Origin of the sequence: Moorena producens PAL-8-15-08-1, from assembly GCF_001767235.1 — a bacterium.
GTDB classification, from domain to species: Bacteria; Cyanobacteriota; Cyanobacteriia; order Cyanobacteriales; family Coleofasciculaceae; genus Moorena; species Moorena producens_A.
This window is the reverse complement of the sequence record NZ_CP017599.1, coordinates 3,990,449-4,014,373: the sequence shown is the minus strand read 5'-3', so window position 1 is coordinate 4,014,373 and position 23,925 is coordinate 3,990,449. Positions and strand designations below refer to the sequence as shown.

Sequence of the window (23,925 nt, the reverse complement as noted above, 5' to 3'; positions counted from 1 at the left end):
CCATATTTCGTAATAAAAAAAAATTCTAAATATCTTGACAATAAGTTAATTTATTTATATATTAATAATATAAGCATTTTGAAGGAGTCATTACTGATGAGTCAAAAGTTTCCACCTAACTCTGATGAAAATTTCACCCCTGAAAACGAAGGTCGTAAACGGAATAAAGCCAAGCTTGTTTTAATCGGTTCTCCTGAAAAGGTTCGCAAGACAATTAATGCCATTTATTCCCTTAAGTATGCGCAACCGGACGAGTGGAGCACTCCCGAACCGACAGAAAAACCTGGTGAGGTTATCACCTTTTTGATTCGATATTTTTACGTAGACTAGGATAGGATTTTGCCAGCGATGCAGCGCGGTCTTGGGGGTTTCCCCCATGAGCGACTGCATCAAGACAGGGCGTTGCCCTGGCGACTATGAATCGTGAACGTTTTTTGTGGAGGGATATAAATCAGGATAAAGGATGAGTTAGGATGTGGTTGCTTTCGAGCAGTTGCTGACTAATTCGATAATAATGTATTAGCTCATCAGTAATGATTTAGAGTTGAGTGTAGCTCAGCTTTACCAGAGAATTCGGTCAAGAATTGGGGTTAACCAGAGCTTGACCGATTTTTTTTTGCTATAGTTAGAGGAATTATTAATTGAGTCAGTGATAACGTCTGGGATTGTAGAGAGTAGGGAATGGACGAACAAAGATTCAAAGCATACGTCAAGCTAAGTAACGAACTGCTAAGTTGTTCCAGCAGTGATCAAGTTCAACTTCTTGAGAAAAACCGTGAGTTAGTGGATGATGGTTTATGGGAGGTTATGGAAATAATTTCAAAAAAAATGGTAGCAGATGGCAAGCAAAATGTTGCTAACTTTTTACTGCGTCTCAGGAATCAGCTTTTAAGCGGAATCTCAGAGTCGCCTACGTCAGCTCATATTTCATTCCTAGACTATTTGCTATTCTTAGACGAAGTATTGCAAGCAACCGTCAAAAGCGATAGCGACCCGAAAGTCGTCTACCCACTGCTGGAAGCCAACCTAGACAAACTCGATGATAGCTTTATCGATGTCCTGCAAACCTGGGCAAGTGCTAGTCTCTTAAACGCGAAACCAGAAATAGCACAAGGCATCGCAATAATTATTGATAAATTCAGCAACCTGATCAGCGATTTTCAACTTGGTAATAAAGCCAATAACATAGAAATCGCTATTTCTGGTTACCAAAAGGTGCTAACAGTTTTTACCCGTGAGAGTAACCCGGAAAACTGGGCAGTGACTCAAAACCACCTGGGTATAGCCTACTGTCAAAAAATCCGCCACAACAGGGCTGAGAATCTTGAAAAAGGGATTGAAGCATTTCAACGAGCAGTGGAAGTTTGCACTAAAGAAGACTTCCCCCACAATTGGGCACAGACTCAAATCAACCTGGGCCATGCCTACAGTGACAGAATCCATGGGGACAGGGCTGATAATCTCGAACTTGCTATTGAAGCATTCCAACTAGCTTTGTCAGTTAACAACAAACAAGACTTCCCCATCGATTGGGCATCAACTCAAAACAACCTGGGTGCTGTCTACATTGACAGAATCTATGGGGACAGGGCTGAGAATTTTGAAAAAGCGATTAAAGCATTCCAACTAGCATTGGAAGTTCGCACCAAACAAGACTGCCCCATCGATTGGGCAGGGACTCAAAACAACTTGGGTATTGCTTACAGTAAAAGAATCCGTGGCGACAAGACTGAGAATTTCCAAAAAACTATTGAAGCATACCAACTAGCTTTGTTAGTTGACACCAAAGAAGAGTTCCCCATCAATTGGGCCTCAACTCAAAACAACCTCGGCCTTGCCTACTATGAAAACATCGGTGACGACAGGACTGAGAATCTCGAAAAAGCGATTGAAGCATACCAACTAGCATTGGAAGTTCGCACCAAACAAAACTTCCCCTACGAGTGGGCACAGACTCAAAACAATCTGGGCCTTGCCTACAGTGACAGAATTGATGGGGACAGGGCTGATAATCTCGAAAAAGCGATAAAAGCATACCAACTAGCTTTGTCAGTTCACACTAAATCAGACTTCCTCATCGATTGGGCAAATACTCAAACCAACCTGGGCAATGCCTACAGTGACAGAATCCGTGGTGATAGGCAAGAGAATCTCGAAAAAGCGATTGAAGCATTCCAACTAGCATTGGAAGTTTGCACCCTTGAAGCAAATCCCATTGACCATCTCCGACCTTCCCGCAGTCTCGGCAACCTCCACTTCACCCAAGGTAACTGGCAACCAGCCATTAATGCCTACGAACAAGCCATAACTGCAGTGGAACTCAGTCGTAGTTGGGCAATTACCGATCAAGGTCGCGAAGAGATGATGTCAATGAGAATTGACGTTTATCACAAACTGGTACAAGCCTATATCAATATCGGACAATCGGATCAAGCGATAGAAACAGTTGAACGCAGCAAAGCCCGCAACCTAGTGCAACTGCTCACCAACCGCAATCTTTCTCCTAAAGGCGATGTTCCCGAAGATATCAAAGCCGAGTTAAATCGACTACATCGAAACATTCCATCCTTGGAAAGACAGTTACAAATAGTTATAGACCAACTATCAGGAAATCAGAGTCAACAACAACAACAGCCACGGCAAGCATTAGAAAAATCCCAGAAACAACTACAGCAACAATTACAACAATCGCGACAGCAGTTAGATCAGGTGCTCAAAGAAATTAATGATAAGTATGACTCCAGTTTCAGTATAACTCAACAAGTAGAAACTATTCCGTTTAGGGAGATTCAGAGCCTGATTGATGAACATACTGCCATGATTGAGTGGTATGTTACCACCGATAAAATTATTACCTTTATTGTCACCAGTCACAGTCAGCACCCTGTAATTGCAGAATCATCTGCTAAAGATTTCGATGATTTTATCAATTTGAATGATGAGTATTTTGAAAAATATTATCAGGAAAAAGACCAGTGGAAAGATAATTTAGCCTCTAGGCTTACAGAGCTGGCTAAGCTTCTAAGTATTGATAACATTATCACCCAGATTGAAAACATCTTTGAGAAAGTTGGGGTTAAATGCAACCGTCTCATCCTAATTCCTCATTGGTTCCTACACCTATTTCCACTCCATGCTCTGCCCTTATCCAACGGCGATTTACTTATAGACCGCTTTGAAAGAGGAGTCAGTTATGCCCCCAGTAGCCAACTATTGCAACTCACTCAAACCCAACCACGCCCTAATTTCAATCATCTATTTGCCATCCAAGACCCCACAGAGGATTTAGCTTTTACTAATCTCGAAGTTGAAATTATCCGCTCGTTCTTTTCACGCTCGACAGTTTTGGCAAGGAAAGATGCCCGAGAAGCAGATGTCAAAACCCACCCAGAATTATCCAGTGCCCACTGTTATCACTTTTCTTGTCATGGTAGGTTTAACCCGATCTCGCCTTTAGAATCTGCCTTGATTTTAGCAGAAACCAAGGGGTCAGACTCGGAAGCTTCAGAAGATGGACACCTGACCTTAGCTGAAATTTTCTCTCTCAACCTGACTCAATCGCGTCTTGTCACTCTCTCGGCCTGCGAAACTGGTATGATAGATATAGGAAGTTTCAGCGATGAATACATTAATCTGGCTAGTGGTTTCTTGTTTGCAGGCAGTCCTACTGTGGTCAGTAGTCTCTGGACAGTGAGTGATCTTTCTACCTCGTTCCTGATGATCAAATTCTATGAAAACCTGATCAAAGGTTCTCACTGGGAAGCAGGGGATGTGGCGATCGCCCTCAACCAAGCCCAACTTTGGTTACGAAATTTGACCGGAAAAGATTGTGAAAACTTTCTCGATCATCTTCAGCCTCACATTGATAAAATCCTGACCCAACTTCCACCGGAGCATAAGTTTGAATTCCAGGACGCTCTAGAGGTATTTCGCCAGAAAATTTGTCAGAAACCACATCCTTTTGCTAATCCTTTTTATTGGGCAGCTTTCACTGCTACAGGATTTTAGTGCTTAGATTTATCTGAATTACAAAAACCTTCCACACCCATTTGAATAAGTATTAAGGTAACAATAATTTGTGGAAAAGGAGGTGGAAAAAACACGGCTACCAAATCGAACACTATAAGTGGATTTTTTGCCTTAGCCAATTTCTCCATGATTTCAGGTTTACAAAGAATTTTACGTGATTTATCAACTAAATTATCAAAGGTATAATCTCCTTTACGGACTGATTCTTCAACTCGTCTTGCTAGTACTCTTGTCGCTGCTTCTAAATCCCCATTACAGTTCTCGACAACTTCAAGCTCTTTTAAGGCTTGCTCTCTTAATGATGCTTGTGGATAGTTTGCCAATTCAGAGCGAAACTGGGCAATCTCTTCTAGGGTGACTGTTAATGGAACTGTAGTCATCAAGTTGTTCGGTTGAAGTGATGAATTTTTACTAGGATTTTTAGTTTACAACAATTTTTCAATAATGAATTTGGAAGTGGGTACGCTCTTGTCTGGTGGGCAAAGGGACATGATTCCTGATCAAATTGCCAAACTTTCATTATTTGCCCACCCTACCTGACTACGATTTTTAGTGCTTACGCTCTTGTCTGGTCGGTGGGCAGTGCTTACTTTAACGATTGTTAGGTTTTCAATTGGTTTTATGCACTGCCCACCCTACAATTAATATCTGATCATAATAACACTTTAATGATTGTCAGCTTTTCAAGTTATCTGAGGCACTGCCCACCAGAGGATTAATTTTATAGTTAATTTACTTCCCTCTTACCTGCTCCCTGCTCCCTGCTCCCTGCTCCCTAAAAACCAGAATTTTACCTCACAAGTTGTAGAATTGCTATAATAACACAAAAAATAATCAGATATCTTTTTTATTATGAAGTCTGCGATATTCGAACGCAGACTTCACCAGGGATTGCTATCACCTAAATCCTTACACATCTTTGCCAAAACGCTGTCTAAAATTGGCTATTAATTTTGCTGGAAGTACATAATGTTCACAATGTAGATCGCCCGCTTCAAATTCTAATTCTTGCAAAATTTGGTAATGTAATTGAGACTCTTCTCCATTGCAAATTCCTACAGTAGGCTCCAGTTGCTCAAACTGAGATGAGAGTAAACCAGAAAAAGCACAACCCATAATATTAAAAGGATTTGAATTAAAAACTGCTTCCTTTTGAGCATTATTCATTATCTTTTCTAGAGAGGGTGGTAAATGAATTGTTGTTTTCATAGGATATGGCGATCGCAACATTCCACCCTCACTAAACAAAATATCTTCCCGTTCCTGAAAACGCTGAATAGCTTGCTCCACTGAAAAACAATGAGGACCAGAATCATCAACAATTAGTGTACCAGGCTTAACCTGCATAATATCTAATACGTCTGGGACATTTGTAGCTCCCACAATTAAAGTAGACTCGTAAAATTGTTCGGGAAATGTTGTTTTTGATAATGCCAAATTTATCTGACCTTTAAAACCAAATTTATGGACTAAATCTTGTTTAATATTTTCCAGAAATTCTAACTTACTATAAAGGTCACAAAGAGTAATTTCTTGAGGATGTGGTAAGCATTGTAACATTAACGGCAGCACATTCATACCCACAGAACCTAAGCCAATAAATCCTACTTTTTCTGTACTTAAATCTCGACCACCTTGCTCGCATATCTTCTTAATAGTCAGTACAACAGCAGCACCAGTTGTTCTATGTCCCGTCGTAATTTTTGGCAAATCCTGACGATTAGCAATTGCCTTGGTAATTGCCAAACCATAATCAGTAGCAGAAGGAATTAAGCCAGTCAAAGAAACAAATTTAGCACCAATTCTTCCCGCCATTTCTAATGCTTCAATAGTTGCCTGTACTGTATCATCTTGATTGCTATATAAGTCAGAAACAAATCGAGGCAAACTTATTATTGCGATTCGACCCCAATTAGTCTGTTTTACCATTACCCAAAAAGGAAGATTTTCAAAGATATTTTCAATAATATAATCTCGACTCCAACCAAACAGTTCTGCATCATATTCTCCGAAATAACCTAAGGCTGCTGCATCGACAGGAGGAATTTTACCCACAGCAAATAAAGATAACAAAGATCGAGATTTAAATTGTACATAATCGGAATTTTTAGTTTGTACAACTTTCTCATTTAATGTTTCCTCAATTTATTTGTAAATCGATTGATTATTTTGCTGTCGATAGACATTTTTGTTTTTTATTACTTCTGTTATGCTATTACTTAATTCAGCCATTGTTGGGTGCAAAAATAAAGTTTTTACAGGGAGACTAATGTTGAAATTTGTGGATATCTTAGAAACTAATTTTACTGCGGTTAGAGAATGACCCCCCAAATCAAAGAAGTTATCATGTATTCCTACCTGTTCTATTCCCAAAACTTCTTGCCAAATCTCTGCTAATGCTTTCTGTGTCTCGGTCTGGGGAGCTACATACTCTGTTGACACACTACTAGTAACATCTGGTACAGGTAATGCCTTACGGTCTACCTTGCCATTGGGAGTCAGTGGCAGTTGTGGCAACAGTACAAACCCGCTTGGTATCATATACTCCGGCAACCGCTCTTTCAGATACTGTTTCAATTTCCCTATTTGTTCTGTCTGTGATCCTTCTGGAGTTTCACTTAAGAGCACTATATAAGCGACTAGACCTTTATTACCAGAGTTATCTTCCCTTGCTACTACCACTGTTTCTTTGACTTTGGGATTTTCATTTAAAATTCCTTGGATTTCTCCAGTTTCTATGCGGTAGCCTCGGATTTTTACTTGGTTGTCTATTCTACCTAAGAATTCTATGTTGCCATCAGGTAGATAACTTACCAAGTCTCCTGTTTTGTATAATCTTTTCCCCTGCCAAAAGATGAATTTTTCAGCAGTTAATTCTGCTTGTTTTAGGTAACTTCGTGCTAGTCCTTCTCCTCCTATATGTAGCTCTCCTGCTACTCCTATGGGCACAGGTTGTAGATGAGCGTTAAAAATATATACCTGGGTGTTCGCTATTGGTCTACCTATGGTTGGAGACTTGGTTGCTCCTTTTTCTATTAAGCTATATGTTGAGTAGGTTGTGTCTTCACTAGGACCATAAAGGTTGTATACTGCTTTAATTGTTTGTTGTTCATACAGTTGTTGAACCAGTTGATTATCTAGGGGTTCTCCTGCCAGATTCACTGTTTTTACTCCAGTAGGGATACTTTGGTTTCTGACTAATTCTCTGGCTGCTGATGGTACTGTGTTGATTAGGCTTACTTCTCCTGCTGCTGGTAATTCAGCTAGATGTAAAGCATTTTCAGCTAATATGACCTTTCCTCCCCAACTTAAGGGCACAAATAATTCAAATACTGATAGGTCAAAGCAGATAGAAGTGGAGGCTAACACTCCTGATAATTCTTCTTGGCTATATACTTCTCGTGCCCAATGCAATAGTGACACTGGACTACGGTGTTCAATTGCTACTCCTTTAGGTCGGCCTGTAGAACCAGAGGTATACAATACATAAGCTAGGTTCTGGGAATTAATATTACTGACTACATTAGCTTGTATTTCTACCGTATTAGCTTGGTTGATATTTATTATAGGTGTTTTGGTTTCTGGTAAGTGAAACTGGGAGTTGGAGTCAGTTAACACTAAGTGTAACTCCCCGTCTTCTAGTATCTGAGCTAGGCGCGAAGCCGGATAGTTGGGCTCTAAAGCTACATAAGCCCCTCCCGCTTTGAGTATGGCGAATAAACCTACTACCATCTCTATTGAACGCTCTACACATATTCCCACTAGGGTTTCTGGAACTACTCCCAATTTTTGCAAGTAATGGGCTAGTTGATTGGCTTTGCTATTTAATTCCCAATAGGTCAGCTTTTGCTCTTCAAATACTACTGCTACTGAATCTGGGCTTTTCTCTACTTGTGCTTCAAATAATTGATGGATACATTTGTCTTTTGGGTAATCTGTTATGGTATTGTTCCACTCCACCAGTATCTGGTCTAGCTCTGGCTCTGTCATTAATGGCAACTGGCTAATAGGTTGTTCTGGAGTCTCTACTGCTGCTGATAGTAGGTTTTGGTAATGTGACAGCATCCTGCTAATAGTTTTAGCTTCAAACAAGTCTCGGTTATAGGCACAAAATCCTTTGATTTCTTCTCCTGCTGGCCACAGATGTAACTCTATGTCCATCCGCACTGTCATTAGATCTCCCATCCATCGCTCCCAACCTAACCCTATCTCTAAGTTAGGTAAGTTGAAGGATGGTTTTAATATTTCCTCCTGCTGAACGGCAAACATCACCTGAAATAAGGGGTTTTGGGATAGAGACCTTTGAGGTTGTAACTCTTCTACCAACTTCTCAAAGGGTATGTCTTGGTGAGTATAAGCTTCTAGGGCTGTTTGTTTGACTCGGTTTAATACTTCTGTGAAACTAGGAGACCCTCCCAGGTCTGTGTACATGACTAGGGAGTTGACAAAGAAACCAATTAATCCTTCTATTTCTGTACGGTTGCGGTTGGCGATCGGTGTTCCTATTGCTATATTCTCTTGACCACTGTAACGAGACAACAATACTTTGAAGGCTGCGAGCAGGGTCATAAATAGGGTGGTTCCCTGGTTTTGGCTGAGTTGTTTAACTTTTGATGTTACTGCTGCTGGTATGTTTATCGGTATACCTGCTCCATTAAAAGTTTGAACTGGAGGTCGGGGATGGTCTGTGGGTAGTTGTAGTTGGGGCAAGTCTTGGAGCTTTTGCTTCCAGTAGTTGAGTTGGTTTTCTAGGGTTTCACCTTGTAAGTAGTTCCGCTGCCACACTGCAAAGTCGGCATATTGTATTGGTAGTGGTGGTAATGGGGATGGTTGGTCTTGCACTGTGGCAGTGTAAATGGCTGAGAGTTCTTTGGATAATACTGTCAGTGACCAGCCGTCGCTAGCGATGTGATGTAATGTGATTTGCAGTATGTGTTCTGTTGTTTCTAGTTGATACAAAGAAGCACGTATGGGGGGGTCTACTTCTAGATTGAATGAAAGTTGATTTTCTTGTTGGAGTAGTTGTTGGAGTTTGTTTGTTGCCTCAGATGGTGTTAACCCTCTTAGGTCTTTTTTGGCTAGTTGGAGTTCAAAGGGGGGTTTGATTATTTGTACTGCTGTGCTGTTGATTTCACTGAAGGTAGTTCTCAGGGTTTCATGGCGAGCGATGATTTGGTTCAGGCTTTTTTGTAGAGCTAAATAGTCTAGTTGCCCTACTAGATGTAGGGTTAATGGCATATTGTAGGCGTTGCTACTCAAGGCCATTTTTTCAATAAACCATAGCCTTTGTTGAGCGAAGGATAATGGTGGGGGGTTGCCATCTTTCACTCTTGGTGCGATCGCTATTGTCTCCACACCCTCACTTGCTGCTAGATATTTCTCCAGTTTCTGAGCTAAACTAGCTAGCTCTGGCGTTTCAAAGAGAGTCTTGAGAGGGCACTCCACTGCAAATGCCTGTTGTATCCGAGAGACAACCTGAGTCGCTAGTAAAGAATGCCCCCCCAAATCAAAGAAGTTGTCGTGTATTCCGACTTTTTCTATTGCCAACACTTCTTGCCAAATCTCTGCTAAGACCTTCTGTGTCTGGGTCTGGGGAGCTACATATTCTGTGGACACACTACTAGCAACATCCGGTATAGGTAATGCCTTACGGTCTACCTTGCCATTGGGGGTCAGTGGCAGTTGCGACAACACTACAAACCCCCTTGGTATCATATACTCTGGCAACCTCGACTCCAGATACTCTCTCAACTGCGGTATCAGTTGTTTAGCTGTCTGATCTGATAATTCCAGGTTAGAGGTTATGGTAGTTTCAGTTTCGGGTACTATGTATGCTACTAGGCGTTTTTCTCCTGGGTTGTCTTCTATTGCTACTACTACTGTTTCTTTGACTTGAGGGGATGAATTGAGAACTGCTTCTATTTCTCCTGTTTCGATGCGATATCCTCGCACTTTTACCTGATGGTCAATTCGACCAATAAATTCGATATTGCCATCTCGGAGATAACGTGCCAAGTCTCCGGTTTTATATAATTTTGTGGCTTTTGAGTTCTCAAAAGGGTTGGGAATAAATTTCTCTGCTGTAAGTTCGGGACGGTTATGGTAGCCTATTGCTAAACCATTTCCTCCAACGTATAATTCTCCTGCTACTCCGATGGGTACTGGTTGTAAATGGGAGTCCAGAATGTATACTTGTGTATTAGATATTGGTTTACCTATAGGTACTGATTTTTGTAGATTACTATCAGCTTTAACTGGGAAACAGCAGGTGAATGTGGTGTTTTCTGTGGGGCCGTAACCGTTAATTACTTGACATCCTGGGAATTTTTCTACTACTTTCTGCACATGGGTTACTGATAAGACGTCTCCTCCTGCTAATAGTTGCTTTACTGGGAGTAAGTTTTCTAGTTGCTCTTCTACCATGAGTTGGAATAACCCTGCTGTCAGCCATAGGGTCGTGACTTTATTTTCCCTAATAGCTGCTCCTATTTCTGCTAGGGAGGGTTGATGGGGAGGCATTACTACTAGAGTTCCTCCGTTGAGCAGACTGCCCCAAATTTCTAATGTCGCTGCATCAAAGGATATGGGTGCTAATTGTAAGAATATGTCTTCTTCGGTGAGGGTAATATAGTTGGTATTTTTTACCAGTCGCACTACTCCTTGATGTCTGATGTTTACTCCCTTGGGTAGACCAGTTGAGCCGGAGGTATACATCATGTATGCCTGATGCTCTGATGTTATTGATACTGTGAGGTTTTCTGAACTTGCTGTCTTTGGTAGCTCTGGGTCTAGACATATTACTTGAGCTGCTGTTTCAGGTAAACAATGTTGCCATTTTTGTTGAGTCAGTAGTATAGAGAGTTGAGCATCTTCTATCATGTAATTGAGTCGCGAAGTGGGATAATTTGGGTCTAATGGCACATAAGCTCCACCTGCCTTGAGAATCCCCAACAATCCCACTATCATCAACAGCGATCGCTCTACACAAATACCCACTAATACTTCTGGTTTGACACCAAAACTTTGCAAGTAGTGAGCTAATTGATTAGCTCGACAATTTAACTCGAAGTAGGTAAGTTGCTGCGACTCAAATACTACTGCTACTGCATCTGGGGTTTTCTGGACTTGTGCTTCAAATAACTGATGGATACATTTGTCTGTGGGGTAATCTGTTATGGTATCGTTCCATTCTACTAGTATCTGATCTAGCTCTACCTCTGTCATTATTGGCAATTGCAATACCCTTTGTTCTGGATGATTCACCACTGCTTCTAACAAAACCTGGAAATGCTTCATCATCCGGTCTATTGTGTCTGGCTCAAAAATATCTCTGCTGTAGTTACAACAAACTTCCAAACCTGATGAAACTTCCATCAAGTGAACTTCCAAATCGAATCTGGTGAAATCAAAATCCAACCTTTGGCTTACCCTTAAACCGGGTAAATTCCAAGGTTCGATTTTAGTATTCCGGAGAGCGAACGCCACCTGTACTAAAGGGTTATGACTTAAGTTTCTCTCTATCTTTAGCTCTTCTACTAGCTTCTCAAATGGTAAATCCTGGTGAGCGTAGGCTTCTAAGGTAGTTTCTCTTACTTGATTTAATAATTTTTTGAAGGTGGGATTATCTGACAAGTCAGCCTGTAACACAAGGGTATTGACAAACATACCAATCAATGATTCAGTTTCCTCTCGATTGCGATTGGCAATAGGAGAACCTACTACTAAATCTAATTGACCGCTGTAACGGGATAATAAAACAAAAAATGCAGATAACAGAGTCATAAATAATGTACTTTCTGACTCTTGGCTTAACTGTCTTAGTTTTCTAGTCAAATCTAGATCTATTTGAAAAGACTCGATCCCACCCTTAAATGTAGGTTGAGCAGGATGGGGGTAGTCTGTAGGAAGCTTCAGAACTGGGGAAACTCCAGCCAGTTGTTTTTTCCAGTAATTCAATTGTTTTTCCAGCACCTCTCCAGCAAAGCATTCCCGTTGCCAGTAAGCAAAGTCTGGATACTGGATAGGTAGTTCTGGTAGAATCGGGGTTCTTCCCTGAGAAAAAGCTGTATAGAAACTAGATAGCTCTTTAACTAAAATCCCTAAAGACCAGAGATCGCACATAATGTGGTGCATTGTGATCAGCAGCACATGACGTTCTGGGTCAAGTCGCAACAAAGTAACTCGTAGCATCGGTCCCTTAGCTAGGTCAAACAGTGCCATTGCTTCCTGTCTGACTAGCTGTTGAACTTTTTCTGACTGCTCCTGGGGCGAGTAGCGATTTTGCAAGTCTACCACTAGCAGTGTCAGGTCGGTTATTGGAGCAACTATCTGTACGGGTTTTCCATTGATATCAGAAAAGGTAGTCCGCAACGTTTCATGGCGTTGGATAATTGCGTTCAGACTTTGCTCCAAGGCGACAACATTTAAAGTACCGTCTATAGTCAGAACAATTGGTACATTATAAGCGGGATTATTAGGAAACAGCTGGTTCAAAAACCATAGCCTTTCCTGAGCAAAGGACAAAGGTAATTTACCATCTATATAAACTTGTTTAATAAACTGTTCTTGAGTTTTATCCCCCTGACGCAAAAACTCTATAATTTCTGTTTTACGCTCGATTAAATCCTGTTTTAATTCTGGTGTAATTACTCCCTTTGGAGCATCACATCCTAGTTGCTCTTGTTCTATCCAAAGTTTGATACCTAGATTTTGTAGATAAGATATAAAATCAACTATTTTCATAACAGAAACCGCTCCTTTTCTTCTGTTTCAGAAGTTAATGTAGTCTGATTTTGAGCAACTTGACGCAGCACTTCTAGGTTTTGGGCTATGCCAGTAATAGTCGGATACTCAAATAAAAGCTTTAAGTTGAGTTCCATCTCAAAAGCCTGACGCAAGCGAGAAATCACCTGAGTTGCCAACAGAGAATTGCCCCCCAACTCAAAGAAATTATCATAGATACTCACCTGGGACACCCCAAGCAGTTCCTGCCAAATTTGAGCAACTTGGCGCTCTGTCTCATTCCTGGGCTTTACCTTTTCTTTAGTTGAACGACCCAAATTACTCTGAGAGAGTAAAGCTATATCAATTTCCCCACCCTCAGTCACAGGCATTTCAGCCAACTCCACCAGAGCACAACTACTAGGTTGACCCACTGCATCCTGTACCATTAGCTGCAGAACACTCACATTGGGTTTAGCCTTATCGTTAGTCGTAAAGTAAGCTGTTAATTGTTGCAGACTATCCGAAGTAGAAGTCAATCTTCTGATATTACGATTACTACCATCCAAACCCACCATTAAGTAGGGTTGGTCATGGCATAAACCAGCTAACAGTGAAGACATACCTTGAGATAATCCCACTGCTAAATATCCCTTGGCTTGAGTTAACTGCTTCATCTGATAACCCCGACTCATCCCCATGTCATCCCACATACTCCAAGCTAAACAATAGCTCTGTAACTGACTCATCTCACGTTGATAGTAAGAGAAAGCATCCAAGAAACTATTAGCTGCTGCATAAGCTCCCACCGTTGTGCCACCAAAGAAGCCATTAATAGAGGAAAAATTGATAAACAAACTCTTTGGTTGCTTTTCTACCAATTGATGTAATACCAAAGTTCCTATCAGTTTAGGACGTAACACCTCAGCTAAACTTTCTGGTGTTTCCTCCCTCAGCAAACGCTCTTGCATCAACCCTGCTAGATGAATCACTCCATCCAGTTGTTGAGTGTTCCATCCAGACAAGGTTTGCTGTACTACCTCCTGCACTGCTGTGAGATTGCCTATATCTACCCCTTGGTAAATCACCTCACCACCTAATTGTTGTAATTGTTGGTAAGCTTTGATTTTCTCGGCTAGTTTACCCCCTTGCTGTAAATAAGTTTCCCAACTGTTGCTATCTGGTAGGGGTGTACGACCTAACAGCAATAGTTTAGCTTGATAATGTTCCAAGAGATACTTAGCAATTTCAACACCAATTCCTCCTAAGCCGCCACTGATCAGGTAAGTCCCTCCAGTTTTGAATGGTAATGGTTGTTTGGGTAAGGAAGGTAGGTCAATTTTCTCGATACCTGATACCCAACGCTCTCCATCTCGATAAGCAACTTCGGAATCTTTGGCATCAATAGTTAGTTCCTCAAGGATGCGATCGCCTTTGGCGGGGCTTCGCCCATCGGCTTCTAATGAGTCTTGTGGCAAGTCCAGATGCCGACAATGCCAGTGAGGGATTTCCATCGGGATAGTTTTCAACAAACCTGGTACTGTTGCTTTTTCATAGGCAATGGGTTCTTGGGGATTGAGAGATTGACTATGACTGGCGACATACAGTAGTCGTACTGGATAATCTGGGCTCTGATTACCGAAGGTTTGTAGGATAAATAAGAGGCTATAGATGCCAGTTATTTGTGCTGTTTCTAGAGTTTTTGTATCAGGGATTACTTCAGGATATTCATCATAATGCCATAGGTGAATAATTGCTCCAATTTGGAAATTATCTGCTGCTATAGACTGGTATAATTGTTGATAGTCTCTAACATCTGTACCAATTATATAGTGATTGTCATTGACTTTGGTGAAAGTTTGTCCTAGTTCTATCTGCACATAAGGCTGAGAATTAGTGTCTAATTTGTGGCATAATCGTTGACCTAAGCCTAATTTATCTATAAATACTAAAATTACTCCGATTTTTGCTAATTTGTGTAGTTGATAATTTCCTTGTTTTCGTTGCCATGTTTTTTGATAAAACCAATCAGGAATTGTGTTGCTGCTATTTTCGGTAATTAAATCTACCCGTTTTAAGATTTCGTGGAATTCTCCTGTGGCAAATCTTTGACTTAGTTGAGTTCGTTGAATCTTACCGATGGAAGTTTTGGGAATTAAGTCTTTGTCTAGGGGTATTATATAATCTGGATTAATTCCCATGCGGTTGACTACTTGTTCTCTGATAGCTTTTAATAAAGCTAATAACTCTGTATCTTCGGTTTGCTCACTATTGAAAAATATGGCTAGTTTATCGGTATTGTCATTAGCTTCTCGCACGGCACAAGCGCAGGTGTAAGAAACTTCTATTTCTGGTAATTCTTCTACCGCCGATTCGATTTCATGGCTGTAGTAGTTTAACCCGTTGATAATAATTACGTCTTTTTGTCGTCCGGTAATTGTTAAACGCCCGTTCTTGAGAAACCCTAAATCTCCTGTGTTAAACCAACCATCTGCGGTAAAAGCTTCTTGATTTGCCGTGGTATTTTGATAGTAACCGGAGGTAACTGATGCGCCTTTTACCTGTAAAGATCCAATAACTCCTTCACCAACTACTTGTTGATTTGCGTCAACAATTCTCAAAGATGCCCCCGCAATTGGTGGACCAAGTTCAACAAATTTATCTTGATCAGATGATGATTCAAGAGAAAAACGGTTAGACCATGTAATCCCGGAACAAGTCTCGCACATTCCGAAAGCTGGATGAATAGCTTTGGTCGATAAACCATAAGAGCTTAAAAGTTTAAGAAAGTTTCTGGCAGTTTTAGTAACGATTGCTTCTCCTGCATTTACTAAAAATTTCATTGAGGACAAATCCCAGTGTCGTTTGGTCACTTCTTCTGCGCGATGGGCTTCGCCGCGCCAAAGGCAATCGCCAATCAGAGTAAATGCAAAATTTGGTGCCCAGCTAATTGTGGCTTGATAACGGTCAATTAAATCTAACCACTTGAGTGGATTTTGCAGTATCAATTGTGTCGGTACATGAATCTGCTGACATCCTAAGTCTACTGCCATAATACTCAGAAATACCAATGCTCCTACATGGTCCATCGGCATCCAATTCAAGGTGACATCTTGACTAGAAAATTGGTTCATGGCAATTGTACCAGCAGACATACTCAATAGATTGCTGTTTTGCTGCATTACTGCTTTAGGTATCCCAGTGCTACCAGACGTTAACAGCAAAACTGCCAGGTCTTGTGGTTGACTTTCGTAAATGTTTGGATCTGGTTCAAAACCTCGTAATTGTTCCAAAGTTTCAACCACAAACTTCCCTAAATTAAGACCTTGAAACCACCCACTCACTGATGGAGCTAATTTCCTATCTGTGAGTATCAAAGGCTGTCCTAATAAAGCCCAAGTATTTTGCAGTTTAGTAAGACTACTGTGGGATTGGTCATAACTAGGGGGTATTGATACTGGTACTGGTACAAATCCTCCTAACACACAACCCCAAAATGCACTGATAAAGTCTTGATTTGATTCTAGTTGAAAGATTACTTTATCTTGAGGTTTCAAACCTAACTGCCTTAACCCTCCTAATAGTCTTTGAGCTTCTACCCACAACTCACTATAGGTTTGAGTAATTACTTCTCCATCTGACTGAATATATATCAGACTGGTATCCCCGTGCTGTTTTGCTGCTCGTTCTAATGCTTGTGCTAAGGTAGTTGGTGCATTTGGCGGCGACTTGATTGGTTCTCCTTCACTGATGGCTTGCTTTGCTGATGTTGATTGGGTTGGTAATTCTGTTGGAGGAACTAACTTTTCTACTACGGGAGTTGCACCATGATTGGGCAGTTTTATTTGTTCTGATGGCAGCAAGTCTGATAAATGCAATGGTGGTAATTTTAGTGTTTTCTGTTGCACTACCACTGCTACTTGTTCTATTTCTGGCACTGCTTTGAGTTTTGCTTCCCATTGTTGCACTACGTTATCGTCAATTACTGGGAAACGCCCTAATGCTACTTCGTCTACTTTTCCGTTGTGAGTTAAGGGTAAGCGAGCCAGGGGAACATAAGCTCCTGGCATCATGTCTGGGGGTAACTGCTGTTGAATTTGGGAGTGTAATTGTTTCGGGTTCCAGACTCCGCTCACAACGACATAAGCTACTAATAAGGTTTGATGAGCTAGTACATAAGCTTGTTCTACTTCTGTAATGGATAACAAAGCTGTTTCTATTTCTGCGAGTTCTATTCGCTTTAGAGAAAGGTCTTGTAAGAATTTAATTAAGTTCATAGTTTTACCCTGATCTAGTTATTTTATTTAATGAGCTGCTACTAGTCATGAGGAGCTGTATCTATAGCGTTGCTGAATTAAGAAATGAATGCGCGATTATCTGGTTTTATTCAAGCCCCCTAAATCCCCCAACTTTGGGGGACTTTAAGAGTTTTGTTCCCCCCATAATTGGGGGGTTAGGGGGGCGAAACCATACCCAGAATCAGCAACGCCGTATCTATTGCCATGCTCTGCTCTTGGAATTATAAAAAGTACGACAGAGGATTTGCATTGATACAATTTAGGTTACCGCGAGCATGTCAATTTTGTTAATCCCTGATTCAGATCCCCCATTATCCCCCTTAATAAGGGGGACTTTTCAATCTAATTCCCCCCTTTTTTAAGGGGGGTTAGGGGGGATCTATGTACCTAATTACAAAGTTGACATGCTCCCTAGGTTACCAGTATCAGTATAGGCAGTAAAGTTACCAGGGTAATTTAATATTTTTTTTATAAAATTTAATTGAAAAAAGTATAAAAATAGTATCCTTTATAGCTAGGAGGAAACAAAGCTTGGTAAGCATTCAGTGGTGAGCTTAAAATCAAGGTTTGCTTAATAATAGAATGATTTTAGGAGTTTTGTGCCATGGGCATGTTGGTGGAACAGGCATCTTGCCTGTTTCATTTCCGGGCGGGCAGGATGCCCACTCTACTGATATAGCATGTTTGACATTTATAAAAGCTGAAACGCTGTTGTAGTAAACTCTTGCCTATTGCCTATTGCCTCTTGCCTATTGCCTATTGCCTATTGCCTATTGCCTATTGCCTTGCCCGTAGCGCTATATTCATCCCGCCCCTCAGCAATGCCACATCTGTTCCTAATGCTCCGAGGTCTAGTCAGAAAACCAGGATTTTAACCCAAGATAGGCTTTATGTATAATCCTTGATAGAGGAGAGGGCAAACTTTCCAGATTCTCACGGATGGTTACAGTGTTAGGATGGTTTGATCACCCTAACTTCCCTAGAAGAGAGCGCAAACTTTCCAGATTCTTACGAATGTTTACAGTGTTATGATGATTTGACCCTAACCGACCTTCGGCAATCTCCAAAGCCTGTTGATAGAGGGGTTCGGCCTGGTCATAGCGCCCCGTTAACCTGTAGAGATTTCCCAGGTTGTTGAGACTGGTGGCCACATCGGGATGGTTTTGACCCAGCAGCTGCTTTCTCATCTCCAAAGCCTGTTGTAAGAGGGGTTCGGCCTGGTCATAGCGCCCCATTGAGTAGTAGAGTCCAGCCAGGTTGTTGAGACTGGTGGCCACATCGGGATGGTTTTTACCCAGCAGCTGCTTATACATCTCCAAAGCCTGTTGATAGAGGGGTTCGGCGAGATCATAGCGCTCCATTGAATCGTAGAGTAATGCCAGGTTGTTGAGACTGCTGGCCACATCGGGATGGTTTTCACCCAGCAGCTGCTTATACATCTCCAAAGCCTGTTGATAGAGGGGTTCGGCGAGATCATAGCGCTCCATTGAATCGTAGAGTGCAGCCAGGTTGTTGAGACTGCTGGCCACATGGGGATGGTTTTCACCCAGCAGCTGCTTAGACATCTCCAAAGCCTGTTGATAGAGGGGTTCGGCCTGGTCATAGCGCCCCATTGAGTAGTAGACTAAACCCAAATTGTTGAGACTGGTGGCCACATCAGGATGGTTCTCACCCAGCTGCTTATAGATCTCCAAATTCTGTTGAGAGAGGAGTTCGGCCTGGTGATAGCGCCCCATTGACCAGTAGAGTAATGCCAGGTTGTTGAGACTGGTGGCCACCGAGGGATGGTTTTCACCCAAGCGGCTTCTAGTTATCTCTAAAGATTGCTCATACCAAGGTTTAGCCTGGTCATAGGTACCTTGACCCTGATAGAATCTTCCTAAGCCAAGAAAGGGCCATTTTAAATCTTCATCCCTGAGCCAGTCAGTTAGGACTGTGGCAGCTTCGGCTAAATGAGGGATGGCGAGGGTAACTGCTGCAATCTGATCGCGAGTTGGTGTATCAGGAATTTCTTTGGCCACAGCCACCATTGCTTGACAAAAGCGTTGCTTGTAGCAATCGGCCTCTGGTAATTGAGCCAGCTTGGTCTGGAAAAATTCTCGAATTAGTTGATGGAGTCGATAGGTTTGCTGTTCACCCAGTTGCAACAGATTACGATTGACTAGGAAGCTATCCCGTAATTCTTCCAATTCTTCTTGTTCTTCTTCCCAGTCATCCTCATCGTCAGTTTCTCTAACACAATTCTCTACCAGTGACCACTCAAAAGGAGCTTGAGCAAACAGACTCAGACGACATCCCAACTGCTGGGCTTGTGGACAATCTTTCAAATCCTCCCAGGATAACTCAAACGCTGCTGCTACTCCCAACAGGGGTTTGATTTGCCCAAGTTTAAGATCAAGTAATGCCTTAGCTGCTAATTTTTGTTTCTCTAAACGTTTTTTTACTTTAGCGATAGTTAACCCCGGATGTAGATCTAAATATCCTCCTACTAACTGCAAACCCAAAGGTAGATAACCCAACCATTCACATAAGGCTTGTGCTTCCTTTAGTTCTTGCTCAATGCGCTCTTTGCCAACAACCTGACGCAATAATTCTAAGGCTGACTCTGGGGATAGTACATCCAGGTCAATTCGTCGGTAAGAATTCCCTGGACGCTGACGGCTAGTGATCAGTACTTTAAAGCGGGATTGGGCTGGAGGCAAATAGGGATGAATGGTTTGATAGTCTACTACATCATCCAGCACGATTAATACTGTTCCTTCTGGCCAATTTCTCCAGCAGTATCTTACCTTTTCGTTGAACTCTAGTTGATCTGGAATGGTTAATCCTAATTCCGTACGTCCAAAACTAATAAGTTGAGTCCCGAGATCTGCCCCCCGCACTGGTAACCAGCACAAACCCCCAGGGTAGTTATGCTGATTTCTCAGTGCATATTGTAGAGCTAACTCGGTTTTGCCTACGCCACCCATTCCGGCAATGGCACAAATCACTAATTGATCGGTCTGTTGAAGTTCCCGATGGAGCTGCTCAAGTTTATCCTCTCTACCGACAAAGTAGAGAGTGCCACGATTAGTAATGTTACTGGGGGGATTTAACTTTGTCCGTTCCCGGTCGGACGACTTCAGCTAATCAGACCCGTTATTAATGTGTATCTCTTGAGCAATATATTGATTATTAGCGTTAATAGTGTCAATGTTTTGTAGACTTTTACCAATATTTCCAATATTATTCTGTATACCTCTAGGGTTGTGATTATCATTCATAGTCTTGCTGCTCTTTTCCCGTATATCTTGAGGACTCGGTTGAATTGGCGGCACAGGAGTGTTGAGGCATTCTTTGATAAATTTCCTAACACCAAGATAGACCTGACTGTTTTGAGACTCTGGTTTGCATATCGAAATGTGGTCATCTGGCATCCCAACCGGGTTCACTCCTTCAATGCCTGGGTCGGCACGATCTGGCTCTACCACCAAAATCCTGTTTACAGCTTGGGTTTCATAATAGACCTTTGTGGCAATTCCTAGACTCCGAACGTTTTGTCTATACCACTGATTTAATTTCCGTAACTGGGGGGAATGAGCTTCGAGTTCGTTAACGCTTACTGTAGTTCGTGCCAAAATGCGAATATTCTTAATTAATTTAGCTAGATGAGTCCCACTGTGGGGAGTTCCCAGAAATACAATCCCTTTAGTCTGCTCAAGAATACCTTTATATTGATCAAAATTATTAGCACTGTTAAGCATCTCTTTAACTATAAGCCCGCCCAGACTGTGAGTAATAAATACTAATGGACGTTCACCGAGATCGCGGCTATCTAAGCAATCTAATAAATTACTGGCTTGATCGAAAAGGGGCATACTGCTGTGGCTTTTCCAGTTTGTCGCTTCAGCGCTATACCCAAAAGACCAGATGTTAACGCATAAATTATCTTTTCCTAACCATCCTAGCCAGTAGTCATCATCATCCCGTTTTCCCTGGGGATGCCACGTGCTTCTGGCATGCCCTCCCAGCCCGTGAACAAACACCACATCGGCACTGGGCACTAAGTCCTGATGGCTTTTGATTTCAATTAAGCCCGTTGAATCACTCACCGATTAGCCTCCAGTTAATTATATAGCATTAACCAGTAGATGCCTGAAACCCTATTTCGATTTAGTCTAACAAAAAAAATCCAGGGAGTCGGAAGTCGGAAATTTAGAATTTAGAATTTAGAATTTAGAATCTAGAATTTAGAATTTAGAATTTAGAATTCCTTTTAAAAAAAAGACTTCATATTATATCAATAAACTTCTCAAATAAATATAAAATTCCTTGACAAAGTAATTTATAATCGTTATGATTATAGTTGTAAACTTTAAAACGTTTTTTTTACTATGTCTGACAACTTCCGTCCTAACCCAGAAAACAATCCTGAGGAGATTACTCCTAGTAATACTCCTCAGGAACCTTCCAAAAAAAAATACCCGATTAAGCATATTCTTAAGGGGTCTCGCCAGGCAATAACCAACACCATCCATACCCTTTATGCACGAGGTTACGCCCAAGTTGACGAGTGGAGCCCCCTTCAACCAACTGACATTCCTGGGGAATTCATCACGGTAATGACGAAATACTTAATGCTGGGTTAAGGGCTTAAATTTCTGGGGGCTTTGCCCCCTGGCCAAAGGCCAATCACATCGGATCACGTCCGAATGGGTTTACAACGTTGAGACATAGGTAACAATTCCTAGCCGTGGAACATTGTTCTGCGGCTATTTTTTTTGGTTATTATTTTTTAGGTAACAGGGAATAGGGAATAGCTACAGTAGGGTGGGCAAAGGGACATGATTCGTGATCAAATTGCCAAACTTCCATAATTTGCCCACCCTACCTGACTAGGATTTTTAGGGCGTACGCTTTTTTCTGGTGGGCAAATCCACAGGATAACTGATCAAATTGCCAAACTTTCATAATTTGCCCACCCTACCTGACTACGATTTTTAGAGTGCTACAATTGAATTAATACGGTTTCACAAAAACAACCCATGACTAAATTAATCCAAGAAACCTTTGAGCAGATCGCACAGCTTTCGGAAGAACAACAAAACGCCCTAGCTATTTATTTACAAAAACACCTTGCTGAATTTTTGCAGCAAGCTGAAAGAGAGAAACGGATTGAAGAAGAAAATTATACACTTAACGACTTCAATGAAGAGACGCAACAAGCGATTATAAATATTGAAGAACAAAAAAACTTGACCGTTTGTGCCAATAAAGAATCTCTCTACAATGAACTAGGAATTTAGGCGTTGCTGATTATAGCTATGGTTTTGCCCCCCTAACCCCCCAATTCTGGGGGGAATAAGACGTTCAAAGTCCCTTCCGGTGCGCTTTCCAATGGGCGAGTAAATCGCCCTTGGGTCGCACCGCAAAGTTGGGGGACCCACGGGGGCTTTAACATGCACCAGATGATTGCGCATTCATTCCTTAATTCAGCAACGCCCGATTTTTAGTGCAATCGCTTTTGTCTGGTGGGCAAATCCACAGGATAACTTATCATTTGGTCAAACTTCCATAATTTGCCCACCCTACCTGACTACGATTTTTTGTCTGGTGGGCAAATCGACATGATTCGTGATCACTTGGTCAAACTTTCATAATTTGCCCACCCTACCTGACTGTCAGCTTTAAGTCCGATCGCTCTTGTCTGGTGGGCAAATTGACATGAAAACTTATCACTTGGTGAAACTTCCATAATTTGCCCACCCTACTCCTTTCAAACCGCTCAACCTTCTCGAAGCTTCTCAATTTCCTCTACAGGTAAGCCAGTAGTCTGGCTAATCGTTTCATTATCTAACAAAGGCAAGAGTTGGCGTGCTATTTCGTTCTTAGTTTGTTTTTCTGTAAAAATCACAAGCCCTTGTTGGTCATGAATAAACATCTCTCTTTTTCCTAATTCCTCCAAATCCTTCCTACTTAAATTTGCCTCAGAAGCAATCCCAAATGCCTGTTGAAACTCTGGTAATTGCGCCATTTGCGGTGGCACGGTTTCTAAGAAAGGCGCATTTTTTAAAAAATACATCCACAACTCATCAAGTTGCTCTAACTCCTCCAACTGTTTTTCAAACTTCGGTAATTCCACAAACACTAACTGCAAGTGATTTTCGATGTAGTTTATGTTGGTAGTTTCTTCTCGTAACTTGAAATTAGAAATTATCTGATTATGCTCAGGAAACATCACAAAATCGGTAATCGTCAGAGCAATCACTGGCTTGAGATAACGATACCCTTCTCCTTTACCTAACTGTAGAGAGTAAGCTTTAGTCGCATTGTATAAAACTCTTCTGGCAAAGGATTCTACCTGCAAAACCTGCATTTCAATAATCACCAAAGAACCATCACTCAGTTTGGCCTTCACATCGAGGAAAGAGTCTTTGAGGATTGGAAGAGGAGAAGACTGATAAGGGTCAATAATTTCTAAATCTTGGATCAGAGGTTGATTGTGGTAGACAAGAGCATTGAGAAAGCTAATCAGAATCGGTTTACTTTCTTGGGATGCAAATATCTTTTTGAAGGCAAAGTCGGTTTTGGGGCTGATAAATGTCATTACTTTACCAAAGGGAACAGGGAACAGGGAACAGGGAACAGGGAACAGGGAACAGGGAACAGGGAGTAGGGAGTAGGGAGCAGGGAGCAGGGAGCAGGGAGCAGGGAAGTAGTAGGGTGGGCAAAGGGACATTATTCGTGATCAAATGACCTTTCTTTAATTATTTGCCAACCCTACCCCTAATTCTAGCAATTATTATACCCATGAGGTACAAATTTCTGGGTTTTAGGGAGCAGGGACTTCGGAGCAGGGAGCAGATAAGAGGGAAGTCGGAAGAGCCAATAGTCAACA

At 41.6% G+C, this 23,925-nt stretch carries 12 protein-coding genes; 5 read left to right on the top strand and 7 right to left on the bottom strand.

What is annotated here, in order from left to right; all coding sequences use genetic code 11:
- Positions 1-96: 96 nt before the first annotated feature.
- Complete coding sequence (locus BJP34_RS47490) at positions 97-330, top strand: hypothetical protein (protein ID WP_070393004.1); 234 nt, start codon at positions 97-99, stop codon at positions 328-330.
- Positions 331-681: 351 nt separating this feature from the next.
- Positions 682-4,008: a CHAT domain-containing protein gene (locus BJP34_RS14830; RefSeq protein ID WP_070393003.1), complete on the top strand. Its 3,327-nt coding sequence runs from the start codon at positions 682-684 to the stop codon at positions 4,006-4,008.
- Here BJP34_RS14830 and BJP34_RS14825 read toward each other — a convergent pair.
- From BJP34_RS14825 to BJP34_RS14810, 4 genes are all read right to left on the bottom strand, one after another.
- Positions 4,005-4,409: a hypothetical protein gene (locus tag BJP34_RS14825; RefSeq protein WP_070393002.1), complete on the bottom strand. Its 405-nt coding sequence runs from the start codon at positions 4,407-4,409 to the stop codon at positions 4,005-4,007. The genes BJP34_RS14830 and BJP34_RS14825 overlap by 4 nt on opposite strands.
- A 529-nt stretch (positions 4,410-4,938) precedes the next feature.
- Positions 4,939-6,102, bottom strand: coding sequence for a hypothetical protein (locus BJP34_RS14820; RefSeq protein ID WP_070393001.1), 1,164 nt, complete (start codon positions 6,100-6,102; stop codon positions 4,939-4,941).
- Between the two features lie 72 nt (positions 6,103-6,174).
- Positions 6,175-12,771, bottom strand: a complete 6,597-nt coding sequence (locus BJP34_RS14815) for a non-ribosomal peptide synthetase (protein WP_070393000.1) — start codon at positions 12,769-12,771, stop codon at positions 6,175-6,177.
- A complete protein-coding gene (locus BJP34_RS14810) occupies positions 12,768-17,027 on the bottom strand; it encodes an SDR family NAD(P)-dependent oxidoreductase (RefSeq protein WP_083305184.1) in 4,260 nt (1,419 codons plus the stop codon). Before BJP34_RS14810 ends, BJP34_RS14815 begins: the two co-directional genes overlap by 4 nt.
- 745 nt (positions 17,028-17,772) lie before the next feature.
- On the opposite strand from BJP34_RS14810, the gene BJP34_RS43340 reads away from it, so the two are divergent.
- Positions 17,773-17,946, top strand: a complete 174-nt coding sequence (locus BJP34_RS43340; RefSeq protein ID WP_158517222.1) for a hypothetical protein — start codon at positions 17,773-17,775, stop codon at positions 17,944-17,946.
- A gap of 67 nt (positions 17,947-18,013) precedes the next feature.
- On the opposite strand, the gene BJP34_RS14805 is transcribed toward BJP34_RS43340, so the two are convergent.
- The gene (locus BJP34_RS14805; protein WP_229424372.1) at positions 18,014-20,038 is read right to left on the bottom strand and encodes a tetratricopeptide repeat protein; all 2,025 of its coding nucleotides are present in this window, start codon (positions 20,036-20,038) and stop codon (positions 18,014-18,016) included.
- A gap of 135 nt (positions 20,039-20,173) precedes the next feature.
- Positions 20,174-21,139 (bottom strand): esterase/lipase family protein, encoded by a 966-nt coding sequence (locus BJP34_RS14800; protein ID WP_229424371.1) that lies wholly within the window; start codon positions 21,137-21,139, stop codon positions 20,174-20,176.
- Between the two features lie 282 nt (positions 21,140-21,421).
- On the opposite strand from BJP34_RS14800, the gene BJP34_RS14795 reads away from it, so the two are divergent.
- Together BJP34_RS14795 and BJP34_RS14790 are read left to right on the top strand one after the other, a co-directional pair.
- The gene (locus BJP34_RS14795; RefSeq protein WP_070392998.1) at positions 21,422-21,676 is read left to right on the top strand and encodes a hypothetical protein; all 255 of its coding nucleotides are present in this window, start codon (positions 21,422-21,424) and stop codon (positions 21,674-21,676) included.
- Positions 21,677-22,072: 396 nt separating this feature from the next.
- Positions 22,073-22,333 (top strand): hypothetical protein, encoded by a 261-nt coding sequence (locus tag BJP34_RS14790; protein ID WP_070392997.1) that lies wholly within the window; start codon positions 22,073-22,075, stop codon positions 22,331-22,333.
- Between the two features lie 479 nt (positions 22,334-22,812).
- Here the strand turns inward: BJP34_RS14790 and BJP34_RS14780 are convergent, their stop codons facing one another.
- Complete coding sequence (locus BJP34_RS14780) at positions 22,813-23,634, bottom strand: Rpn family recombination-promoting nuclease/putative transposase (protein WP_070392995.1); 822 nt, start codon at positions 23,632-23,634, stop codon at positions 22,813-22,815.
- Positions 23,635-23,925: the final 291 nt, after the last annotated feature.

Excerpts from the sequence above, each read along its gene's own strand:
- BJP34_RS14790 (WP_070392997.1), top strand. The coding sequence starts at position 22,073 with ATGACTAAATTAATCCAAGAAACCTTTGAGCAGATCGCACAGCTTTCG.
- BJP34_RS14825 (WP_070393002.1), bottom strand. The coding sequence starts at position 4,409 with ATGACTACAGTTCCATTAACAGTCACCCTAGAAGAGATTGCCCAGTTT.
- BJP34_RS14795 (WP_070392998.1), top strand. The coding sequence starts at position 21,422 with ATGTCTGACAACTTCCGTCCTAACCCAGAAAACAATCCTGAGGAGATT.
- BJP34_RS14815 (WP_070393000.1), bottom strand. The coding sequence starts at position 12,771 with ATGAAAATAGTTGATTTTATATCTTATCTACAAAATCTAGGTATCAAA.
- BJP34_RS14810 (WP_083305184.1), bottom strand. The coding sequence starts at position 17,027 with ATGAACTTAATTAAATTCTTACAAGACCTTTCTCTAAAGCGAATAGAA.
- BJP34_RS47490 (WP_070393004.1), top strand. The coding sequence starts at position 97 with ATGAGTCAAAAGTTTCCACCTAACTCTGATGAAAATTTCACCCCTGAA.
- BJP34_RS14830 (WP_070393003.1), top strand. The coding sequence starts at position 682 with ATGGACGAACAAAGATTCAAAGCATACGTCAAGCTAAGTAACGAACTG.
- BJP34_RS14780 (WP_070392995.1), bottom strand. The coding sequence starts at position 23,634 with ATGACATTTATCAGCCCCAAAACCGACTTTGCCTTCAAAAAGATATTT.